At 45.9% G+C, this 20,654-nt stretch carries 17 protein-coding genes; 1 reads left to right on the plus strand and 16 read right to left on the minus strand.

Going from position 1 to position 20,654, the window contains the following annotated elements; translation table 11 throughout:
* Window positions 1–139 precede the first annotated feature (139 nt).
* Complete coding sequence (locus DFQ00_RS20800) at window positions 140–334, plus strand: hypothetical protein (protein ID WP_110898404.1); 195 nt, start codon at window positions 140–142, stop codon at window positions 332–334.
* A gap of 365 nt (window positions 335–699) precedes the next feature.
* On the opposite strand, the gene DFQ00_RS20805 is transcribed toward DFQ00_RS20800, so the two are convergent.
* The 16 genes from DFQ00_RS20805 to DFQ00_RS20885 form a co-directional block, all read right to left on the minus strand.
* Entirely contained in the window at window positions 700–2,007 is a 1,308-nt protein-coding gene (locus DFQ00_RS20805; RefSeq protein ID WP_110898405.1) for a homocysteine synthase, read from the minus strand.
* A 323-nt stretch (window positions 2,008–2,330) separates the two neighbouring features.
* Window positions 2,331–3,176: a sugar phosphate isomerase/epimerase family protein gene (locus tag DFQ00_RS20810; RefSeq protein WP_110898406.1), complete on the minus strand. Its 846-nt coding sequence runs from the start codon at window positions 3,174–3,176 to the stop codon at window positions 2,331–2,333.
* 46 nt (window positions 3,177–3,222) lie between these two features.
* Complete coding sequence (gene kduD, locus DFQ00_RS20815) at window positions 3,223–3,975, minus strand: 2-dehydro-3-deoxy-D-gluconate 5-dehydrogenase KduD (RefSeq protein WP_110898407.1); 753 nt, start codon at window positions 3,973–3,975, stop codon at window positions 3,223–3,225.
* A gap of 80 nt (window positions 3,976–4,055) precedes the next feature.
* Entirely contained in the window at window positions 4,056–4,814 is a 759-nt protein-coding gene (locus DFQ00_RS20820; protein WP_110898408.1) for a DeoR/GlpR family DNA-binding transcription regulator, read from the minus strand.
* A 61-nt stretch (window positions 4,815–4,875) separates the two neighbouring features.
* On the minus strand, window positions 4,876–5,715 hold the full coding sequence (gene kduI, locus DFQ00_RS20825) for a 5-dehydro-4-deoxy-D-glucuronate isomerase (RefSeq protein WP_110898409.1): 840 nt from the start codon (window positions 5,713–5,715) through the stop codon (window positions 4,876–4,878).
* A 530-nt stretch (window positions 5,716–6,245) separates the two neighbouring features.
* Window positions 6,246–6,575, minus strand: a complete 330-nt coding sequence (gene cyoD, locus DFQ00_RS20835) for a cytochrome o ubiquinol oxidase subunit IV (protein ID WP_110898410.1) — start codon at window positions 6,573–6,575, stop codon at window positions 6,246–6,248.
* A gap of 1 nt (window position 6,576) precedes the next feature.
* A complete protein-coding gene (cyoC, locus tag DFQ00_RS20840; protein ID WP_110898411.1) occupies window positions 6,577–7,197 on the minus strand; it encodes a cytochrome o ubiquinol oxidase subunit III in 621 nt (206 codons plus the stop codon).
* A complete protein-coding gene (locus DFQ00_RS20845) occupies window positions 7,198–9,168 on the minus strand; it encodes a cbb3-type cytochrome c oxidase subunit I (protein WP_110898412.1) in 1,971 nt (656 codons plus the stop codon). It abuts the gene before it with no gap.
* 21 nt (window positions 9,169–9,189) lie between these two features.
* A complete protein-coding gene (gene cyoA, locus DFQ00_RS20850) occupies window positions 9,190–10,164 on the minus strand; it encodes a ubiquinol oxidase subunit II (protein ID WP_110898413.1) in 975 nt (324 codons plus the stop codon).
* A 321-nt stretch (window positions 10,165–10,485) separates the two neighbouring features.
* Window positions 10,486–10,749, minus strand: coding sequence for a hypothetical protein (locus DFQ00_RS20855; protein ID WP_110898414.1), 264 nt, complete (start codon window positions 10,747–10,749; stop codon window positions 10,486–10,488).
* Between the two features lie 369 nt (window positions 10,750–11,118).
* Entirely contained in the window at window positions 11,119–12,465 is a 1,347-nt protein-coding gene (locus DFQ00_RS20860) for a GH1 family beta-glucosidase (protein ID WP_110898415.1), read from the minus strand.
* Window positions 12,466–12,855: 390 nt separating this feature from the next.
* Window positions 12,856–14,541 (minus strand): ABC transporter substrate-binding protein, encoded by a 1,686-nt coding sequence (locus DFQ00_RS20865; protein ID WP_110898437.1) that lies wholly within the window; start codon window positions 14,539–14,541, stop codon window positions 12,856–12,858.
* 88 nt (window positions 14,542–14,629) lie between these two features.
* Window positions 14,630–16,330 (minus strand): ABC transporter substrate-binding protein, encoded by a 1,701-nt coding sequence (locus tag DFQ00_RS20870; protein WP_110898416.1) that lies wholly within the window; start codon window positions 16,328–16,330, stop codon window positions 14,630–14,632.
* 391 nt (window positions 16,331–16,721) lie between these two features.
* Window positions 16,722–18,407, minus strand: coding sequence for an ABC transporter substrate-binding protein (locus tag DFQ00_RS20875; RefSeq protein ID WP_110898417.1), 1,686 nt, complete (start codon window positions 18,405–18,407; stop codon window positions 16,722–16,724).
* Window positions 18,408–18,521: 114 nt separating this feature from the next.
* Complete coding sequence (locus DFQ00_RS20880; RefSeq protein WP_110898418.1) at window positions 18,522–19,424, minus strand: carbohydrate ABC transporter permease; 903 nt, start codon at window positions 19,422–19,424, stop codon at window positions 18,522–18,524.
* A 15-nt stretch (window positions 19,425–19,439) separates the two neighbouring features.
* The gene (locus DFQ00_RS20885; protein ID WP_110898419.1) at window positions 19,440–20,423 is read right to left on the minus strand and encodes an ABC transporter permease; all 984 of its coding nucleotides are present in this window, start codon (window positions 20,421–20,423) and stop codon (window positions 19,440–19,442) included.
* Window positions 20,424–20,654: the final 231 nt, after the last annotated feature.

A 20,654-nucleotide genomic window follows, 5' to 3' on the forward strand; every position in this document is an offset into this window, starting at 1 on the left:
ATGAATCACGTTCCTTTCGCGTATGAGTTTTAGCGTGGTGACGCTACTTTTTCGTCTCTGCTTGTAATGCACTGAATCCAACGTTTCGACTGTTGCCCCAGCTTCTCATCTGACTGCCTTAGCCCAAGTTGTATTGAGAATGAGAGCCATTGTTATTGCCCTAAAAATGGCACATGCTGCTGCGGGAATCCCGCAGCAGCATGGTTTAGAGATGATTTTGCATTCTCAGCGAATCAAAGATTCAGTGAGAATGATAATCATTTTTGTGCTTATGCAATTATTTTTACTCAATACAACTTTTGTTTTATTATATGCCTGTGTGATGCATTTGTAAATGGGTACTCCATATCAAATTCCATACATAACCTCAACACATGAGCATTAGAGGAATTACACATAGTTTCAGGAAAAGGCTGAAAAATGATACCATAGCGTCGCTGGGATCGTTAGAATCTTAATCCCAGCAAAAATAGTCAAATAAGGCTTCTGCGGATCGTTAGAACACCAAAAGTAAGCCTCACCCCATCCCCTGATTTGAATCCTGCCTGCCTACTTGCCTACCTGAGCCTCATCCTCCATTGCATAAGCAACGTGTCCTTACACTTTGCGCTCCTTACACGAAAAGGGTCAAAGCACGCTTAACGCGGCTTTGACCCTTGGTGGAATACTGTAATTCTCGTCTAACTAGTGTAATATTCTTTACGCGCCTACACTTGCTCCTTGGCTCGCTTTGATCGCTTGCTCCAGATCGTAGATGATGTCCTGAATATTCTCTGTACCGATAGACAGACGAATCAGCTCTGGGTTAACCCCAGCTGCGGTCTGCTCCTCATCGGTCAACTGGGCATGTGTAGTGCTTGCCGGATGAATGATCAGTGACTTGGAATCACCCACGTTTGCGAGGTGAGAGAACAATTTTACATTTTCGATCAGTTTACGGCCCGCATCCACGCCACCTTTGATACCAAAGGTTAAAATGGCACCTTGCCCTCTTGGCAGATACTTCTGCGCAAGCTCGTAGGATGGGTGACTTGGCAAACCTGCGTAGCTTACCCACAGAACATCTTCATGTTTCTCCAAGTATTCCGCAACAGCCAGTGCATTCGTGCTATGACGCTCTACGCGCAGATGTAATGTCTCCAAGCCTTGCAGCAGCATCCATGAGTTGAATGGAGAGATCGACGCGCCCAGGTCACGCAGCAACTGTACACGTGCTTTGATAATATAAGCAATTGGTCCAACCGCTTCCGTATAAACAACCCCGTGGTAGCTCGGGTCCGGCTCCGTCAAACCAGGGAATTTGCCGCTTGCTTTCCAATCAAATTTACCGCTATCTACGATGACACCGCCAATGGATGTACCGTGTCCGCCAATAAACTTGGTTGCCGAATGAACAACAATGTCTGCTCCATGTTCAATTGGACGAAGCAGATACGGGCTTGGGAATGTGTTATCTACGATTAAAGGAATGCCATGCTCATGAGCAATCGCCGCTACAGCTTCAATATCAAGTACATTACCTTGCGGGTTACCAATCGTTTCAGCGTACAATGCTTTGGTTTTATCCGTAATTGCTGCCCGGAAGTTCTCAGGATTACTGGAATCCACGAATTTCACATCGATACCCAGCTTGGGCAGTGTGATGGAGAACAAGTTATACGTACCACCATACAAACTTGCTGCAGATACAATCTCATCTCCAGCACCAGCGATGTTCAACAACGAGAACGTAATCGCTGCTTGACCGGAAGCTGTTGCGAGTGCTCCGGCTCCACCTTCCAAGGCAGCAATGCGCTGCTCGAACACATCGGTCGTCGGGTTCATCAGACGTGTGTAAATGTTGCCAAACTCTTTCAAACCAAACAGATTAGCAGCGTGCTCCGTATCCCGGAATCCATACGATGTTGTCTGGTACAAAGGTACAGCTCTAGCATGAGTTGTCGGATCAATCTCTTGGCCTGCATGGATAGCTAATGTTTCAAATGAAAGCTCACGTTCGTTTGACATAAATCTGAATCCTCCCTTGATATCTGCATTATGATGTTTCAATTAATTCTCGATTCTAGGCTTCGTGATGTCTTCTCATGGCAGTTTATGTTTTACATATTCTCTCATAAGATGTCGGTTTTGAAAAGAGTTATTTCCGATTTTTCCGATATGAAATAAAAATTATCATCAAACCCTAATCCGACTTGCTAACTAACATCACCAGTCAGCCAATTAACCTAACTATACCATTAACACTTTAAAACGTTAATACCAAAAAAGCCTTTGCTTGCGCAAAGACTTTTCCATACGTCCTATCACTTGTCGATACTTGCTTCATTCCATCACACTTTAACCGAATTCCAAACCGCCCGCAGATGCTTAGCAGCAGGTATAGCCTCTTCTGCATTCACACCTTCCAGCGAGATATCAATATGTGGTTTATAGGTTTTCAGCAGTTCGAAGAACAAAGGATAATCTAGAATTCCCGCACCAGGAACAGGATTGTACTTCTCCCCCTGTGCGTTGAAGGCTACATCCTTCGCATGAATTACGATAATCCGCTCATAGAGCTTCTCCATCACTTCACGCAAAAACGCACCTTGATCCGCCGTATGATGGTACTTGATCAGATTGCACGGATCAAACAGCATGCCGAGATTGGATGAAGGGATCTCTTCAAACAAACGAGTCATATGCTCATGCGTATGAAGCGTATGGGTCGCAACCGGTTCAATAGCGGCATGCACGCCCCACTTTTCGGCTTCCTCCGTGATCTCCTCAAGCGTATCCTTCAGCACACTCCAGGACTTCTCATCATAGTTATCCGGGTGAGTGTCACGATACGTTGTGCGCTCCCCTGTTTCGGTGGCCACCATGCTGCAGCCAAAATCTCGGGCATAACGCAGATGCTCCTTAAAGCGATTAATGTCTGCGCGGCGACTCACAGGATCAGGATCAATAGGGTTAATATAACAGCCGAGCACGGCGATTTTCACCCCACGGCTGGCGAATTGCTCCCCAACCTCATTAGCCAGACCTGGGCTCAGTTTGCCGTTCGCAGAATCGACATCCGACAAGGCTTTCGCCAGAGCCAGCTGCACAGCATTGAATCCATTGTCGGCAATAATCTGCGCAAGTTCGGCGGTAGGTCGCTTGCCAAACGTGTGTGCAAGAACGCCAAGTTTCATCTCACTGCCTCCTTGTGCAAAATGGATATTGGCATTGAATTATCGCTTAACGCGCCATCCATCCGCCGTCCACATTCAGTACGTGACCGTTCAAATAATCCGAGGCGGAGGAAGCCAGGAATACAACCGGGCCCTTCAAGTCCTCTGGTGTGCCCCAACGACCTGCTGGAATACGCGCTGTAATATCGCGGTAACGATTCTCATCGGCACGGATTTGCGTTGTGTTATCTGTTTCCATATACCCTGGAGCTATGCCGTTAATTTGAATTCCCTTGCCGGCCCATTCATTGGCAAGTGCCTTCGTTAATCCGGCAACGCCGTGTTTGCTCGCTGTATATCCTGGAACATTAATGCCACCTTGATAGGAGAGCATTGATGCAATGTTAATGATTTTACCGCTTCCGCGTTCGATCATATGTCTGCCAGCCAACTGACTCAGGAAAAATACACTATTCAGGTTCAAGGCGATGACATCATGCCAGTCCTGATGTGCATGATCTGCTGCCGGAGTACGGCGAATGATACCAGCATTGTTGACAAGAATATCAATCTTACCTTGGAACGACAGTGCTTTTTCGAACACAGCCGTCAGTTCCTCTTCCTTGCTCAGATCCGCTTCAATGATATATGCTTTACGTCCCAGCGCTTCGATTGCAGCTGCCGTTTCGGCAGGTTTAGAGTAAGACACCAGCACCACATCAGCGCCAGCTTCCGCGAGGCCAACAGCCATCCCTTGCCCTAGCCCTCCTGAAGTACCTGTAACCATTGCAACCTGTCCGCTTAAATCAAATGGGTTCATGAACGATTCCTCCGCCTGTCTTTGATATGCAAACAACAACATCAATTGATTATGTTTTATACCGTTAAAGATATATGAAGTTAACTTTGGTAATCCACCTGAACACCACTCTGCCTGTATAACGCCGCTGTCTCTTCATCCAGATGCCGGTCACTGATAATATAATCCAGTTCAGCACACTGTGCGAAGGTACGAAGAGCAAATTGCCCGAACTTGTAATGATCCACCACACCAAATACTTGCTGTGCAGCGGCAATCATCGCTTTTTTCAACGGAACCAGATCCCCTGTATAGATGGAAAGCCCGAATTCAGGATGAAGCGCCGTCGTTGAGATAAAAGCCTTATGAATGTTCAGACCGGAGATAAATGCCGCTGTATCGTCACCTACCAGCATGTTACGCACACGCGCGCCACCAGGCACGACCAGCCTGATCTGCTCCTTTTTGGTTAGCTCCGCAATGACGTACAGATCACTTGTGATGACGGTCAGCGGCTGGTTATCGAGCCGCTTCGCCATCTCCAGCGTGGTGCTACCGCCATCGAGCGCTACAATATCACCAGGCTTGATATACGCAAGAGCACGCTCGGCAATCTCCGTTTTCTCGGACTGATGCTTCTCCAGCGCTCCCCGACTGTTCAGAATACCATATTGGTCGTTCTGAGCCAGCATAGCCCCGCCATGCACACGCACAAGCAATCCCATGCTCTCCAGCTTATCCAGATCCTCACGTACCGTCTTGCCTGTCACCTGCAGCAGCTCGCTCAGATCACTGACCGTAACCTCCTGGCGCTCCAGCAGAGCCTCCATTATTTTTTCATGTCGTTTCAATGGATTCATCTAATCAACTTCCTATACCTCCGAGTTACCCTGTCAAATTAACTCAGACATCTGTAATTTCTTATTTCAGGTCCTTCATCGCTACGCCATCCATATCCTCGAACGTTTGATTTTCTCCAGCCATCGCCCAGCAGAATGTATAGTTGCTTGTACCCACACCACTGTGAATGGACCAGCTTGGAGAGATGATCGCTTGACGATCGCGCACCACGAGGTGACGTGTCTCATTCGGTTCACCCATCATGTGGAATACAACGCCATCTTCAGGCAGGTTCCAGTACAGGTAAACTTCGGAACGACGGTTGTGCGTATGCGCTGGCATCGTGTTCCACATATTGCCTTTGTTCAGCTCCGTGATACCCATTACCAGCTGACAGCTCTTGATTCCGCCCTCACCCTGGTGAATGTAACGATAAATGGTACGCTCGTTGGAGCTTTCAATGCTGCCGAGGTGGTTCGGCTGTGCTTGCTCTTGAGTTGCTTTTACCGTCGGATAGGTATGGTGAGCTGGTGTGGAGACAAAATAGAACTGAGCCGCTTGCTCTGTACCATTGCTCTTGAACACAACTTCCTTAACCCCTTTACCGATGTAGAGGCACTCTTTGGCTCCGATCTCATACACTTCTCCATCCGCTGTAACTGTACCTTGTCCACCAACGTTAATGATCCCGATCTCGCGACGCTCCAGGAAAAAGTCTGTTCCGATATCTTTCAGATTGACTTCGAGTGCGATATCCTTGCTTTGTGTTACAGCCGTTCCTACAATATAACGATCCACATGGGAGTAGACAGTTACCAGTTCATCCTTCGCAAACAATTGCTCCATGAGGAATTCCTCACGCAAACGAGCTGTATCATATTTCTTTACCTCATTCGGGTGTGCTGCATAACGGTTTTCCATCTGTAATCCATTCCTTTCGTCTTGTGAGATGAGTTAGTGTACGCCTGATGGCGCCTGATGACCTTGGATGATGTTCACTGATGTTCATTAAAGTTTATATAAGTTCATTTTAGTTCATTTTGTATCATTTGTGTACCTTTATTTTATATAATGATCAAAATCATTGGATCGGGTTGGCAATGTCCAGAAGCCTTGTGGATTGCTCCGTTACTTCAAACGGTACAGCCGTATGATGGTTACTTCTCGTAAACGCTATCATGCGGAGGCCGATAATCTTCGCTAGTTGTGCAAAAATGCGTCCAATTGCCGAGCCACCCGCATTCACAAGCAAAGTGCTCTCGGACGTAAGATTAAGAACCCGAGTACATAATAACCATGCGGTTATCGGATTAATGTAGATTTGGCTGGCGGATGAATCACGAATATCATCAGGTACGATGATGGTGTAAATTCTTTAGTTCAACTTATATAGAAACAAAAAAGAGCCTCCCCGCCTGATATCAGACGAGAAGGCTCTCTATTACAGCATATTAATGTGCAACTGCGTTGTTAAGCATGATCCAGATGGAACCAATGACGATGGTCAACATGATCAGCAGGCCGAAGATCAGAGCCATAACGTTCCAGCGTGGTTTCTCTGTCTCACGAATATGCATGAAGAAGAAGAGTTGAACCACAAACTGCAAAGCTGCTGTACCCAGAATGACAATCATTGTTCCAGTCTTACCCATCATGTCGTTCAGCACCACAACCAAAGGAATGATGGTCAGAACGATAGACAGGATGAAGCCGATGACATACGACTTCAATGATCCATGCTGCTCGTGGCCGTGCGTATCATGTGAGTTATGTCCTGCCATCTTACATCACCCCCATGAGATAGACGATCGACAGGAGGAAAATCCATACGACGTCCAAGAAGTGCCAGTACAAGCTGATTACGTTGATTTTACCGCGAGTCACATCGGTAATACCACGTTTTTTCAGTTGGAACATCAATCCGATCATCCAGATCAGACCCAGAGATACGTGAAGTCCGTGAGTTCCCACCAGGGTAAAGAACGCGCCGGATGCTGCACTAGTGGTGTAGCTGAATCCTTCGTGAACCATCTCAACAAACTCATAAATCTCCAAGGCAAGGAAGCCTGCGCCAAGAACAGCTGTAACGATCAGCCAGTTAATCAATTGTTTCACTTTACCCTGGTTCATTGCCAGAACCGCAAGTCCGCTCGTAAATGAACTTGTCAGCAACAGGAATGTTTCAGCAATGACACCCGGCATTTTAATCAGTTCAGACAAGATTGGTCCGCCCGCCGTATTGTCACGCAACACAATAAAGGTTGCGAACAATACGGAGAACAGGATCACGTCGGAAATCAGGAAGAACCAGAATCCGAGAATTTTCATTTCTTGTGGATCATGGTGGCCATGGTCATGACCGTGTGCATGATTCTCACCGTGCTTAGCGGCTGCTTGAGCCATCTATACCGACCCCCTTAACGACGCTTCGGTACGCTTGATTTCATCGACCGGAATGTAATAATCCGTATCGTAAGAGAAGGAACGAGCAATCATGCAGATACCCACGCCAGCGAGTCCGAGAATTGCCATCCACAACCATCCAAAGACGAAGCCGAAGCCGGCTACGAACCAGAAGACAGACATAATGAACGGAATTGAAGAATTCTTAGGCATATGAATTGGCTCATATACAGGCTCAGGCGGATAGATGCCTTTCGCACGACGTTCTTTCTCTTCCCACCACTCATCCACATCATCTCCGCGCGGTGTAATGGCGAAGTTGTATTCTGGAGCTGGTGAAGGAATCGACCACTCAAGTGTACGACCATCCCATGGATCGCCGGAAGCTTTAAGTGTTTTGTATTTGCGAATACCATCTGCAATTTGTGCAACCTGGAACAAGAAGCCGACACCCATCAGGAATGCCCCGATTGTGGAAACAAAGTTCAGTTCCCACCAGCCGGTATCCCAGCCGTAAGTGCTCAGACGACGTGTCATACCCATCAGGCCAACAGCGTATTGCGGCATGAAGCAGACATAGAAACCGATATTCCAAGTCCAGAATGCCCATTTGCCCAGTTTCTCTTCCAGTTGGAAACCGAACATTTTAGGCCACCAGTAGTACAGACCTGCGAAGTATCCGAAGACAACGCCACCGATCAATACTTGGTGGAAGTGGGCAATCAGGAAGTAGCTGTTGTGGAACTGGAAGTCAGCAGGCGCAACGGACAACAGGACACCTGTCATCCCCCCGACGATAAAGCACGGGATAAAGGCAATCGTCCACATCATCGGAGTCGCCATGCGAATCCTTCCTCGATACATCGTAAACAGCCAGTTAAAGATTTTAACCCCTGTTGGTATTGCAATCAACATCGTCGTAACCGCGAAGAATGCGTTGACGTCTGCTCCAGAGCCCATCGTGAAGAAGTGATGCGCCCATGTGAAGAAGGACAGGAAGCTGATGATCAGCATCGCGAATACCATGGATTTGTAACCAAACAATTTTTTGCGTGAGAACGTACTTACGATCTCGGAGAATACGCCGAATGCCGGCAAGACGACAATGTATACCTCAGGGTGACCCCACATCCAGATCAAGTTGATATACATCATTGGGTTACCACCCAGATCAAGTGTGAAGAAATGCGCCCCGGCAAACCTGTCGAGGAAGAGCAATGCAAGTGTCACTGTCAAGATCGGGAATGCAAACAAGATAATGATACAAGTAGAGAATACCGACCATGTGAACATCGGCAGTTTCATCCATTTCATGCCTGGCGCACGCATTTTAATGATGGTAACCATAAAGTTAATACCGGTTGCCAGGGAACCGATACCCGATATCTGGATACCCCATATATAGAAGTTCTGTCCTACCCCCGGACTGTGTGACAGCTCCGATAAAGGCGGATAACTCAGCCACCCTGCGTCTGGTGAACCACCGATAACGAAGGACAGGTTGAACAGCATCGCGCCCAGGAAGAACAACCAGAAGCTCAGTGCGTTCAGGAACGGGAATGCAACGTCCCTTGCTCCGATCTGTAACGGCACAATGACGTTAAACAAACCGAACATAAACGGCATCGCCATGAACAGGATCATGATCGTACCATGTGTTGTGAAGACCTGATTATAGTGTTCTGGATGTAAGAAATCCATATTAGGCATAGCCAGCTGCAGACGCATCATCAATGCATCCACACCACCACGGAACAACATGATAATGGAAGCAATGATATACATAATACCGATCTTTTTGTGATCGACAGTAGTTAACCAGTTACGCCAGAGCCAGCCCCATTTTTTGAAATAAGTCAGCACCGATACGATCGCAATAATCGTAATTCCGATAGCCACGTCTGCTCCATAGATCAGCGGGTCGCCGGTAACGAAAAACTCCGATGCAAACTCCTTTAATCTCTCTAACATTGGGGGCCTCCTTTCCAATCTTTAGTTCGTACTTGTATTTACTTGCGGTACAGATAAGGATTTGTCTCCAGCAGCAGACTCGTTCGAGCTTGAACCTTCATGCTTGCTGTGAGCACTCTTGCCGTCAACAACATATTTAGTCACGATTTTCTGGAATAAGCCCTCTGGGAACTCAGAGAAATAAGCAACATTGCTTGTTCCCGGCTTAGCCAGAGCATCATACGTTTCTTGTGTCATTGGTTGAGATTGCTGTTTCACTTCTCTCACCCACTTGTCAAACTCTTCATCCGAGGTAGCATTTACATCAAAACGCATCTGTCCAAAGTGTTCACCAGTGAAGTTAGCACCTGAACCCCAGTATTTTCCTTCGTGATCAGCTTGCAAATACAACGTCATCGCCATTCCTGACATCGTGTAAATCTGTCCACCCAATTGCGGAATCCAGAACGAGTTCATCGGTGAATCTGCAGTGAGCTCAAATTTCACAGGCCGATCTGCCGGAATATTCAGCGTATTAACTGTTGCAATGCCTTGCTCAGGATAAAGGAACAGCCATTTCCAGTCCAGTGAAGATACCTGGATCGTAATTGGTGTTTTCTCTTCGTGAACCAGCGGTTTCGAAGGTTCCAAATCGTACGTATAACGTACAGTAACAATAGCCAGAAGCCCGATGATGATAATTGGAATCGTCCACCATACCACTTCCGCCTTTGTGCTATGAGCCCAATTTGGCTCATAAGCAGTTTTATTGTCCGGCTTGTCGCGGTAACGCCAAACGATTACAGCAGACAAAATCAACACAGGAACAATGACGATCGCACAAAGAATGGTTGAGATGATAATCAAGTCTTTTTGCGAAGCGCCGATAGGCCCCTTCGGATCCAGAACAACATACTGCCCGCCTGCCATCATTGGCCAGACAATCAATGCAATTGTAACCAACGTCAGGACAACCGGAATGATAATCCGAATCAGCGACCTAGGTTTCTTGTTCATTTTGATCCCCTCTCCTCAAATATTCGCTAATACTAAAAAATCAGTATACTACTCTCTTCCTACTAAAGATATCAGAAACGAGCGACTTTTTTATTCTTGTTAACAAATTTGTCGATTTTACACCCTAAATGTGTGAATTTTTTCTCACAAATCGCTGGATCGGTTGATATTTGTACATCGTAATCTTTACACTCCGAGTCACAAAATAAAACCCTTTGCAGGCCCGTTGAACGATGGTCAACGAATCCGCAAAGGGCTTTATTGACTGGATTCCGGGGAATATTCCAGTCTTATTATGGACGATAATGCACCAGATTATAATTAATCTGCGCCTTCATCTTCAGAGCGTGTATGAACGAGACCAATGGCTTTGGCAATCACATAAATAAAAACACTCCCTACAAGAAAGCCAATCCCGACCATTAACCCCAGATTACGATCATTAAAATCATTCAAATTAATCAGGCACAGCACAACTCCGGTGATCAGTGCGACCCATGCCAGAACCGTCATCGTTAAAACTGCGCGCCGCATATTTTTATCTTTACGCTCTAATTGGCTGACCATTGCTGTTTTCGATGCCATAGTAAACACTTCCTTTTCCCTTTTTGTAAGTGCTTTCCTAATACCAATATACCACATCAATATGATTTTTAGTCAACAAATGTTCAAATTTATTTCTTATTTTAGACACTTTATTTATCGAAATATTGTTGACAAAACCAGAAACACTCCACCTTTACTTCTTATAACCCAAAACACCTGATTTCATAACAGAAATTATTTTTTATTGCCTTCGACGCTTCATAACCTTCAATTCTGTTCAAAATACAGAGCCCCACCTGAACCAGTGAACCACAGCACAACAAAAAGACGGCACATCGGAAGAGTCCGATAAAGCCGCCTGAATGCCTATATATAATAGAAGAAACTTATTTTTGTACAAAACTCCAATTAGTTCCGAATCTCAAGCCAATTGTTTTTGATTACACTCTGATACCAGTAAAAGCTTTCCTTCGGTGTCCGAACCAGTGAACGGTAATCCACATGCACGAGACCAAAGCGCATCCGGTATCCTTCAGCCCATTCGAAGTTATCCATCAAGGACCAGGCCATGTACCCTTTCAGGTTAATGCCATCATTGATAATACGATGAATCTGTGCCAAGTGCTGCTCATAATAAGAAATTCGGCGATCATCATTGATTTTACCGTTTTCCAGATCATCATTGATACATGCGCCATTTTCGGTAATATACACGTCCACGTTTCCGTACTTTTGCAAATAATGCATGAATTCATACAGTCCGCGTGATTCCACTGGCCAGCCAATATCTGTTTTGATGAGCCCCATGTTCAATTCTTCCGACTGAAGCACACCTGCTTCTGGATTGAAACGGTTAATGCCCATGGTGTAATAGTTAATACCCAGCAGGTCGATAGGCTCCGAGATAATCTCCATGTCTCCGTCCTGAATCGGAACCGTTGCTCCGGCTTCTGCAAACCAGTCAACCAAAAACTGCGGGTAGGAGCCTTTGTAGATGGGATCAAGGAACCAATCTGTATTCAGCGCGATGGAGCGGTCACAAGCGGCCTGATCCTCAGGGGACTTGCTGTAAGGTTCCGCCCAGCATACATTAGGAGCGATACCAATCTGCCCAGTGATGCCCATGCGGCGGAAGGACTGAACTGATTTGCCATGTGCGACGAGCAGGCCGTGCGCAACATTGATTGCTGTTTGCAAGTCTTTGTTCCCTGGTGCGTGAATACCCAGCATATTGGACAGAAAGGCGATACACCATGGTTCATTAAAGGTAAGCCAAAAGTTGATTTTGCCCGAAAACTCTTTAAAAATCACTTCGGCATATTTAACAAAGGCATCCACCGTTCTACGGTTCCCCCAGCCTCCGTCATCCTCCAGCGTTTGCGGCAAATCCCAATGATACAGCGTAAGAAACGGTTCAATTCCAGCATCCAGCAATGCATCTACAAAACGATGATAAAAGTCCAGCCCCTCACGGTTGATCTCTCCGTCCCCGTCCGGGATAATACGCGGCCAAGCAATGGAGAAACGATATGTATTAATGCCGAGCTTTTTCATCAGCTCAATATCTTCCTCATAGCGGTGGTAGCTGTCGCAAGCTACATCCCCATTGTCACCGTTGAATACTTTGCCAGGTGTTCGTGCAAACGTATCCCAGATCGAAACACCTCTCCCTCCCTCTTGCGCAGCACCCTCAATCTGATAGGATGCCGTAGCCGTACCCCAGCGGAAATCTTTTGGGAATTGGAAAATCGTCATATTAAACTCCTCCGTCTCTTGGATGTAACACGCAATGCTTCTGTCCTGCGGTCACAATATTATTTTTTTGTTGCACTCTTGCCTCGTTCAGCCTCTGCGGACACAATTTCGGTGTCCATTCGAATTTAACGAAACTAGTTTCCTAAAACGTTTTCGAAGTAAGGTAAATAAAAAATGATTCTTACTTGATCTACTTATACATGTGCAATCCAGCAGTTCAGAGCTGTTCATAACCTGAGAGTGCTTTCAATAAGAGGATTATATTCGATTAAAAAAAAGTCGTCAATGCCCTTCCTCATCCACTGTCAAAAAAAAGACCCCTGAAGGGTCTTTTTAGATAAATTCCACTGAATGCGAGTGCAACTAAACCGGTTCAGGTACTGTAGAACATTATTTTACACTTTTCCCTGTCCAGAGAGCTACACGATCCTTAATCCATTCGGTATACTGTTTCTCCATTTCTACTGCACCTGCTTTGTCCAGTTCCGCAAGAAATGCATCATACGTTGCATCAAAGTTTGCTGGCGTAGTCAATACCGCTTCTGGAATACGTTTGCGCACGATATCCTGTGTTTTCTGGAATTTCACACTGTAATCTGTACCCGAAGGCACCGGCATATTGTAGGCTGCTCCCCATTCTTTCAGCTTCAGATCATCTTCAGACGGGAAGAAATCCTTCCAGGTTGTAATGCCATACGCTTTCAATGTTTCCTTCTCAGCAGCGGTATAGCCAGCCTGAATCTGCTGAGGGAAGTTGGTTGTGTAATAGTTGTCTGTGGCATCTTTCACCCCATCACCGTATCGTGCACTGAAAATATTGTACATGCCAATGCCCGTTTCTTTGGTGAAATTGGAGTTGTCATTCACTTTGCGATCCTGAATATTCTGCGGGATGACACGTTTGCCATCTTCGACTTTGTAGTGCTCGCCTTCAATGCCCCAGTTCCGCAGCACCTGGCCTTCATCCGATGCAAGCCAATCCATGAATTTGATGATGCGTACCGGATCTTTGGCAGACGTGGTAATCCCGATACCGTAACCGTCAAAGCCGGTTGGCTGGAATGTATGATCCACAATGTCTTTGTTCAGGGATACGGAGAAGTGGGCATACGTGCTATCATCTTTTCCTGCAGATTTCAATGCATTTTCAGCTTCGCCATAGTTCCACTCCTGATCAATCAGACCCAGCACACGACCGCTGGCAATTTTGGATTTGTATTGGTCATCCTTTTGTACAAAGGTATCTTTGTCCAGCAAACCCTCATTGTACATTTTGTTCAGCCAGCGGAAATATTCCTTCTCCTCAGGACGTTTGTAATGCAGCTTCGCTTCATACGTCTCGGGATCAATATAATATTCACCGTCATCCGGTGCACCAGTGGCCTGGAAGGCCGGGTTTGTTACGGTAATCATAATCTTCCAGTCATCTGCATTCAGCGTGAGTGGAATTGTCGGCTGTCCATCGATGGTTGGATGCTTTTCATAATAAGCACGCAGAACATTTTCATAGTCCTCCAGCGTTTTCACTTCAGGGTAGCCGAGCTCTTTCAGCACTTTCTGCTGGATTTCGAATCCACCTGTAGCATCAAAAACGACGTTGTCTACACCCATATTGGTCGGAATCGTATAGATGGCCTGATCTTCCGTGCTGTATTTCAGACGATTCATCTGGTCACCATAGATTTTCTTCAGATGGGGCGCATGCTCTTCAATCAGATCCGTCAGATCGAGCATGGCACCCGCATCCACCAGCTTTGACAGATTTCCTTTGGGGAAAATCATATCAGGGTAGTCACCGCTCGCTGCCATTAATGCAACCTTCTGGTCACCGCCGTTATTCACATCATATTCAGCTTCAATGGTAACGCCCGTTTGCTTTGTAATTTCTTTGCCTACAGCATCCTGCATATTGTTCCAGGTTGGACTTGGGTCCGCACCGAAGAACTTGATTGTAATCGGGTCTGTTCCGCTGGAATCAGAATTTTCTTTACTGCCGGAATTGCCACATCCAGCCGTCACCAGCAGTGCACTGGCAAGTATTAACATTGCAAACGTCTTGGGTGTCTTACCTGTCATTCGGCCTTTCATGTTGCCTCTCATTGTCTATTTCCCCCTATTTATGAAGGTTTTATCTGTATAACAGGCCGTGGCCTGAGAATACCTCTTATTTTACGTCTTTCCCTGTCCACAGGGATACACGATCCTTGATCCAAACCGTATATTGTTTTTCCATTTCCACTGCACCGGCTTTATCCAGCTCGGCCAGCAATCCATCATACAGCTTGTCGAATTGATCCGGCTTCGCCAGAATCGCTTCAGGAATCCGTTTGCGGATGATGTCCTGTGTTTTTTGGAATGTAACATTGTACTCCGTATCGGAAGGCACAGGCATGTTATATGCTGCTCCCCAATCCTTCAGTTTCAGATCTTCTTCAGATGGGAAGAAGTCTTTCCATGTCGTAATACCATACGCTTTCAACGTTTCTTTCTCTGCTGCCGTATATCCAGCCTGAATCTGTTCAGGGAAGTTGGTTGTGTAGTAGTTATCTGTGGAATCTTTTACGCCGTCACCATATCTGGCACTAAAAATGTTATACATCCCGATACCGGACTCTTTGGTAAACGCGGAGTTATCATTGGTTTTACGATCCTGCACATCCTCAGGTACGATGCGTTTCCCATTTTCAACCTTGTAGTGCTGGTTCTCTACGCCCCAGTTTCTGAGCACCTGACCTTCGTCAGAAGCAAGCCAATCCATGAATTTAATAATGCGTACCGGGTCTTTGGCAGAGGTTGTAATCCCAATACCGTAACCGTCAAAGCCGGTTGGCTGGAATGTATGATCCACAATGTCTTTGTTCAGGGAGACAGAGAAGTGAGCATATGTGCTCTCGCCATTATTTTTGGACTTCAGCGCATTTTCGGCTTCGCCATAGTTCCATTCCTGGTCAATCAGACCCAGCACACGACCACTCGCAATTTTGGACTTGTACTGGTCATCCTTTTGCACGAAAGTATCTTTATCCAGCAGACCTTCGTTGTACATTTTGTTCAGCCAGCGGAAGTACTCCTTCTCCTCAGGACGTTTGTAATGCAGCTTCGCTTCATACGTCTCAGGGTCAATATAATATTCACCATCGTCCGGTGCACCTGTTGCCTGGAAAGCCGGGTTTGTAACCGTAATCATAATTTTCCAGTCATCTGCATTCAGTGTGAGCGGAATCGTTGGCTGACCATCAATAGTGGGGTGTTTCTCATAATAGGTTCGTAGTACGTTCTCGTAATCTTCAAGTGTTTTCACTTCCGGGTAGCCCAGCTCTTTCAACACTTTCTGCTGAATTTCAAATCCACCTGTAGCATCAAAAGCAACGTTGCCAACGCCCATATTCGTAGGAATTGTGTAGATGGCCTGATCTTCCGTACTGTATTTCAGACGGTTCATCTGGTCACCATAGATTTTCTTCAGATTAGGCGCATGCTCCTCAATCAGATCGGTAAGATCGAGCATGGCACCCGCATCCACCAGCTTCGATAAGTTTCCTTTAGGATAGATAATATCAGGGTAGTCACCACTGGCAGCCATAAGCGGAATCTTCTGGTCGCCACCATTATTTACATCAAATTCAGCTTCAAGTGTAACTCCTGTTGCCTTGGTAATCTCTTGCCCGACAGCATCTTTCATATTGTTCCAGTTCGGACTAGCGTCTGCACCAAAGAATGTAAAGGTGATTGGGGTCGTTGTATCCCCCGTATCCACCGGTTTCTCTGAAGCTGTTTTTTCTCCGTTGCCGCTGCATCCTGCCGTAATGGCTAGTGCGCTGGCCAACAGAAGCATTGCAAATGTTTTTGGTGTTCTGCCCTTCATGTATTAATCCCCCTTTTGGATAAAATGAAGCTTTGTATTTGTACAACAGGGCGTGCCTGCTCATACCGTCATTCGGGTGAATCCTGTAATGATCGCAGATTCAATTACATTAAAAGCGCTTACTTATTCGATTAGAGAAAGTATTGCATTCTGGCCTCAACAAGACCCGTTGATGCTCAAGTTCACTTGCAATTTTCGTTTTGGGCAAATAATGATATCTTAGTACAAGTTTTGTAAGTGCTTTCACAGTTGTATCATAATATCATAAAATTCCCTTGTCAATAGCCAACAATAAATTTCTAAAACGGTTTCACTAAAACGTTTTCTGTATAAAATAAACCCGATGTCTCAGGTTTTATTTCTTTTTCGAAATGGACAAACGTATCGTGCTCTAACCGGGTTTTTCATTCCATAAGCGAACACGATTCCGTATCAGCTCTGTATATTGTTTTTCCATTTTTCTCGCCCCCGCCTGGTTAAGCTCTGTAAGCATGCCATCAAAGATCACATCAAATTGCTCGGGTGAGCTGAGCACCGCTTCGGGAATCCGTTTGCGAATAATATCCTGTGTTTTCTGATAAATGACCATATACTCCGAGTCACTTGGTGCGGGCATATTGTATGCTGCTCCCCACGGTTTAACCGGGAATTGCTCCTCGCTCGGGAACAAATCCTTCCATGTCGATGCACCATAGGCTTGTAACGTTTCTTTCTCTGAATCAGTGTATCCAGCTTCAATCTGTTCAGGAAAGTTGGTCGTAACATAATTATCCGTGGAGTCCTTCACCCCATCTCCATACCGTCCAGACATATTTTTATATAATCCAATACCAGACTCTTTCTGGAACATGGAGGCATGATTCGTTTTTTGATCCTGAATAGCCGCAGGAATAACCCGCTTGCCTTGTCTGATCTCATAATGCTTGCCTTCAATGCCCCAGTTAATCAGAATCTGTCCTTCCTCCGAAGCCAAATAATCAAATAACTTGATTGTTTTCACCGGATCAGGGTTTGCAGTAGTAATGCCTACTCCCCAGCCCGATACAAATCCAGGGTTCTGGAAAGAATGATCTCTCATCTCTTCAGACAGGGTCACCGGGAAATGGGAATAGGCTGCTTCTGCTTTACCCGCAGATTTCAGTTCGTTCTCTGCCTCAGCGTAGCCCCAATCCTGATCAATAATCCCGAGTACGCGTCCACTGGCAATTTTGGATTTATATTGGTCTGATTTCTGGACAAAGCTTTCCGGGTCAAGCAGACCCTCGTTGTACATATGATTCAACCAGCGGAAGTACTCCTTTTCCTCCGGGCGTTTGTAGTGCAGCATCGCTTCATAGGTTTCAGGGTGGATATAGTATTCACCGTCATCTGGTGCACCTGTTGCAAGAAATGCCGGGTTGGTAACTGTGATCATAATTCTCCAGCCCTCTGCATCCAGCGTTAACGGAATGGTAGGCTGACCGTCCATCATCGGATGTTTCTCCCTGTATGCCCGCAACACATGTTCATAGTCCTGGAGGGTGTGAACTTGAGGATAACCAAGCTCTTTCAGTACACGATGCTGAATACCAAATCCCCCGCCTGCATCAAAATAGGTCTGGTTCACTGCATAATACGTCGGCAGCACATATATTGCCTGATCGTCATTACTGTATTTCAGCCGATTCATGAAATTACCATATAGCTTCTTCAGATTGGGAGCATGTTGTTCAATAAGGTCGGTCAGATCCACCATTGCTCCAGCATCCACCAGCTTGCTGAGCTCCCCTTTGGGTGACACGATGTCGGGAAAGTCTCTGCTTGCTGCCATCAGAGATATTTTGTCCTGCCCCCCACTTACGGCAAACTCTCCGTTCAGGGTTATCCCTGTTTTGGCTGTAATGACCTTGCCAACGTCATCCTTCATGCCATTCCAGTTGGGACTCGGATCTACACTGAAAAACTCTAACGTAAGTGCAGACGATGCTCCGTCTGTATTTATAAATGACGCCTCATGACCATTCCCTCTGTCACAGCCTGCAAGCATTGCGAAGGCCAGAACCGAAGCCAGTGCGATCTTCACTTTGGAACTGGCCATTATGGTAATCCTCCCGTTTCATATGTCAGTCTATGTTTTTATGTCCGTCTATCTCTGTATGCAGGTTGTCTCTATCCATCGAATATATCCGGTTTTCACATCTGCCTGCAGCATTTATGCTTTTACCGCCCCAAGCGTCATGCCACCCACAAAGTATTTTTGCAGGAATGGATATACGATCAGAATCGGAACCGTTACAACGATAGTAATCGCCATCTTGATGGATTCCGGTGAAATTTGTGCCATCTGCTGCGCCATATCGTTGGCGTTCCTTCCGGCTCCTGAGCCCTGCTGTGTACTCTGCAGCACCTTCATCAGCTCATATTGGAGCGTGGTTAGATGTGCCTTCGAGCCATTGTACAGGTACGTATCAAACCAGGCATTCCACTGACCCACAGCCAGGAACAAAGCAATGGTGGCAAGTACCGGCTTACACAATGGAAGAATAATGCGGTAATAGATCGTAAAATCATTGGCTCCGTCCAGCTTGGCTGATTCCTGTAAGGCATATGGAAGACCATCAATAAATGAACGGATAATAAATACGTTCCAGGCACTGATCATACCAGGCAACACATATACCCAGAATGTACCGATCAGGTTCAGGTCACGCATTAGAATGTATACCGGGATCAGACCACCCGAGAAATACATCGTCAGCGCCAACGTTGTGGAAACAAATTTTCGAAGTCCGAAATCGGGTCTGCTCAGTGTAAAAGCGATCATGGAAGAACTAATCAGACCGAGCAACGTCCCCACAAGAGTACGCATGATGGAGATTTTCAAGCCTTGCAGCAAGCCGTCATATTGAAATATAGTCTGGTAGTTCTGCAGCGTAAACTCGCGAGGCCACAAATAGATTCCGCCACGTACTGTATCGGCTGAGTTGTTCAGCGAGATCGCCAGTACGTTAAGAAATGGATAGAGTGTTACAACCAGCACCATGGTCATCGCGAGGATATTAAATATATCGAACACTTTATCGCCCCGTGTGGCATTGAATGCTTTGTTCGCCATAATGTCTCCCCCTCCCTACATGATGCTTTCTTTGGTGAATTTTTTGAACAAGCCGTTTGCCGTGAACAGAAGGATGATGCTGACAACCGAGTTGAATATACCGATCGCTGTACCATACGAGAATCGTCCCATATTCAAACCATAATTGAGTGCATAGAGATCAAGTACCTCAGAGTAATCTAACACCAGACTGTTCTGGAGCAGGAATTGTTTCTCGAAGCCGATGCTGATCAGATGTCCGATGGACATAATGAAAAGTACGGAGATGGTTGTCCGAATGCCCGGTAATGTAATGTGCCACATCTGTCTGAAGCGGTTCGCACCGTCCACACGGGAAGCTTCATACAATTCCTGGTCAATACCCGTAATGGCCGCCAGATAGATGATTGCATTCCAGCCGGTTTCCTTCCACATATCCGAAGCGGTAACAATGTACCAGAATAAATTGCCCTTTGCCATGAACTGTATCGGTTGATCAATGATATTCAGTCCGATCAATAAATCATTGATGATCCCGCCGTCCGTAGATAACATCTTGGTGATGATCCCCGCGACAACAACCCAGGATACAAAGTGAGGAAGGTAGGATACGGTCTGTACCGCACGTTTGAAGAACATACCTTTCATCTCATTCAGCAAGATGGCAAATATAATCGGTACGACAAAACCGACAATCAGTCCCATCAAGCTCATGGCCAGCGTATTCCGAAGCACCAGGTAGAATCGGTCATCACTGAACAATTCCACAAAATGTTTAAAGCCGACCCACTCCTGCTGTCCAAAAGATCTGGCCGGTTTATAGTTTTGGAAAGCCATCGTCCATCCCCAGAGCGGCAGATAGTTGAATACGAAAACCCACGCTACGAATGGCAATGACATCAGATAAAGGTACTTCTGTTGTTTCATTCTGTCCCAAACTCCGTTTCGCCGCTGCTTCAAGGGCGGTTTGGGGTTATTGCTTCTTTTCGCGGAAGCGGATTTCTTTGTTAGCGTTTCCATCTCCGTTCCCCCTCCTCTGTTTTTATAAAACCATCATAATATATAGAGCGTTTTCAAAATACCATCTGGATTTTAGAGAAAATCATATAAAAATTAGATATCTACCTCTAAAATAAGACATTCTGCCGTTAAAATGAGTGATATTTAAACCTTGTTAGTATAACTAAATCTATATAAAGTAAAATTTCAATTTTTTAATCCGAAAATCGAAAACGTTTTTTAGAAATCGCT

This window comes from Paenibacillus barcinonensis, from assembly GCF_003217495.1.
Lineage (GTDB): Bacteria > Bacillota > Bacilli > Paenibacillales > Paenibacillaceae > Paenibacillus > Paenibacillus barcinonensis.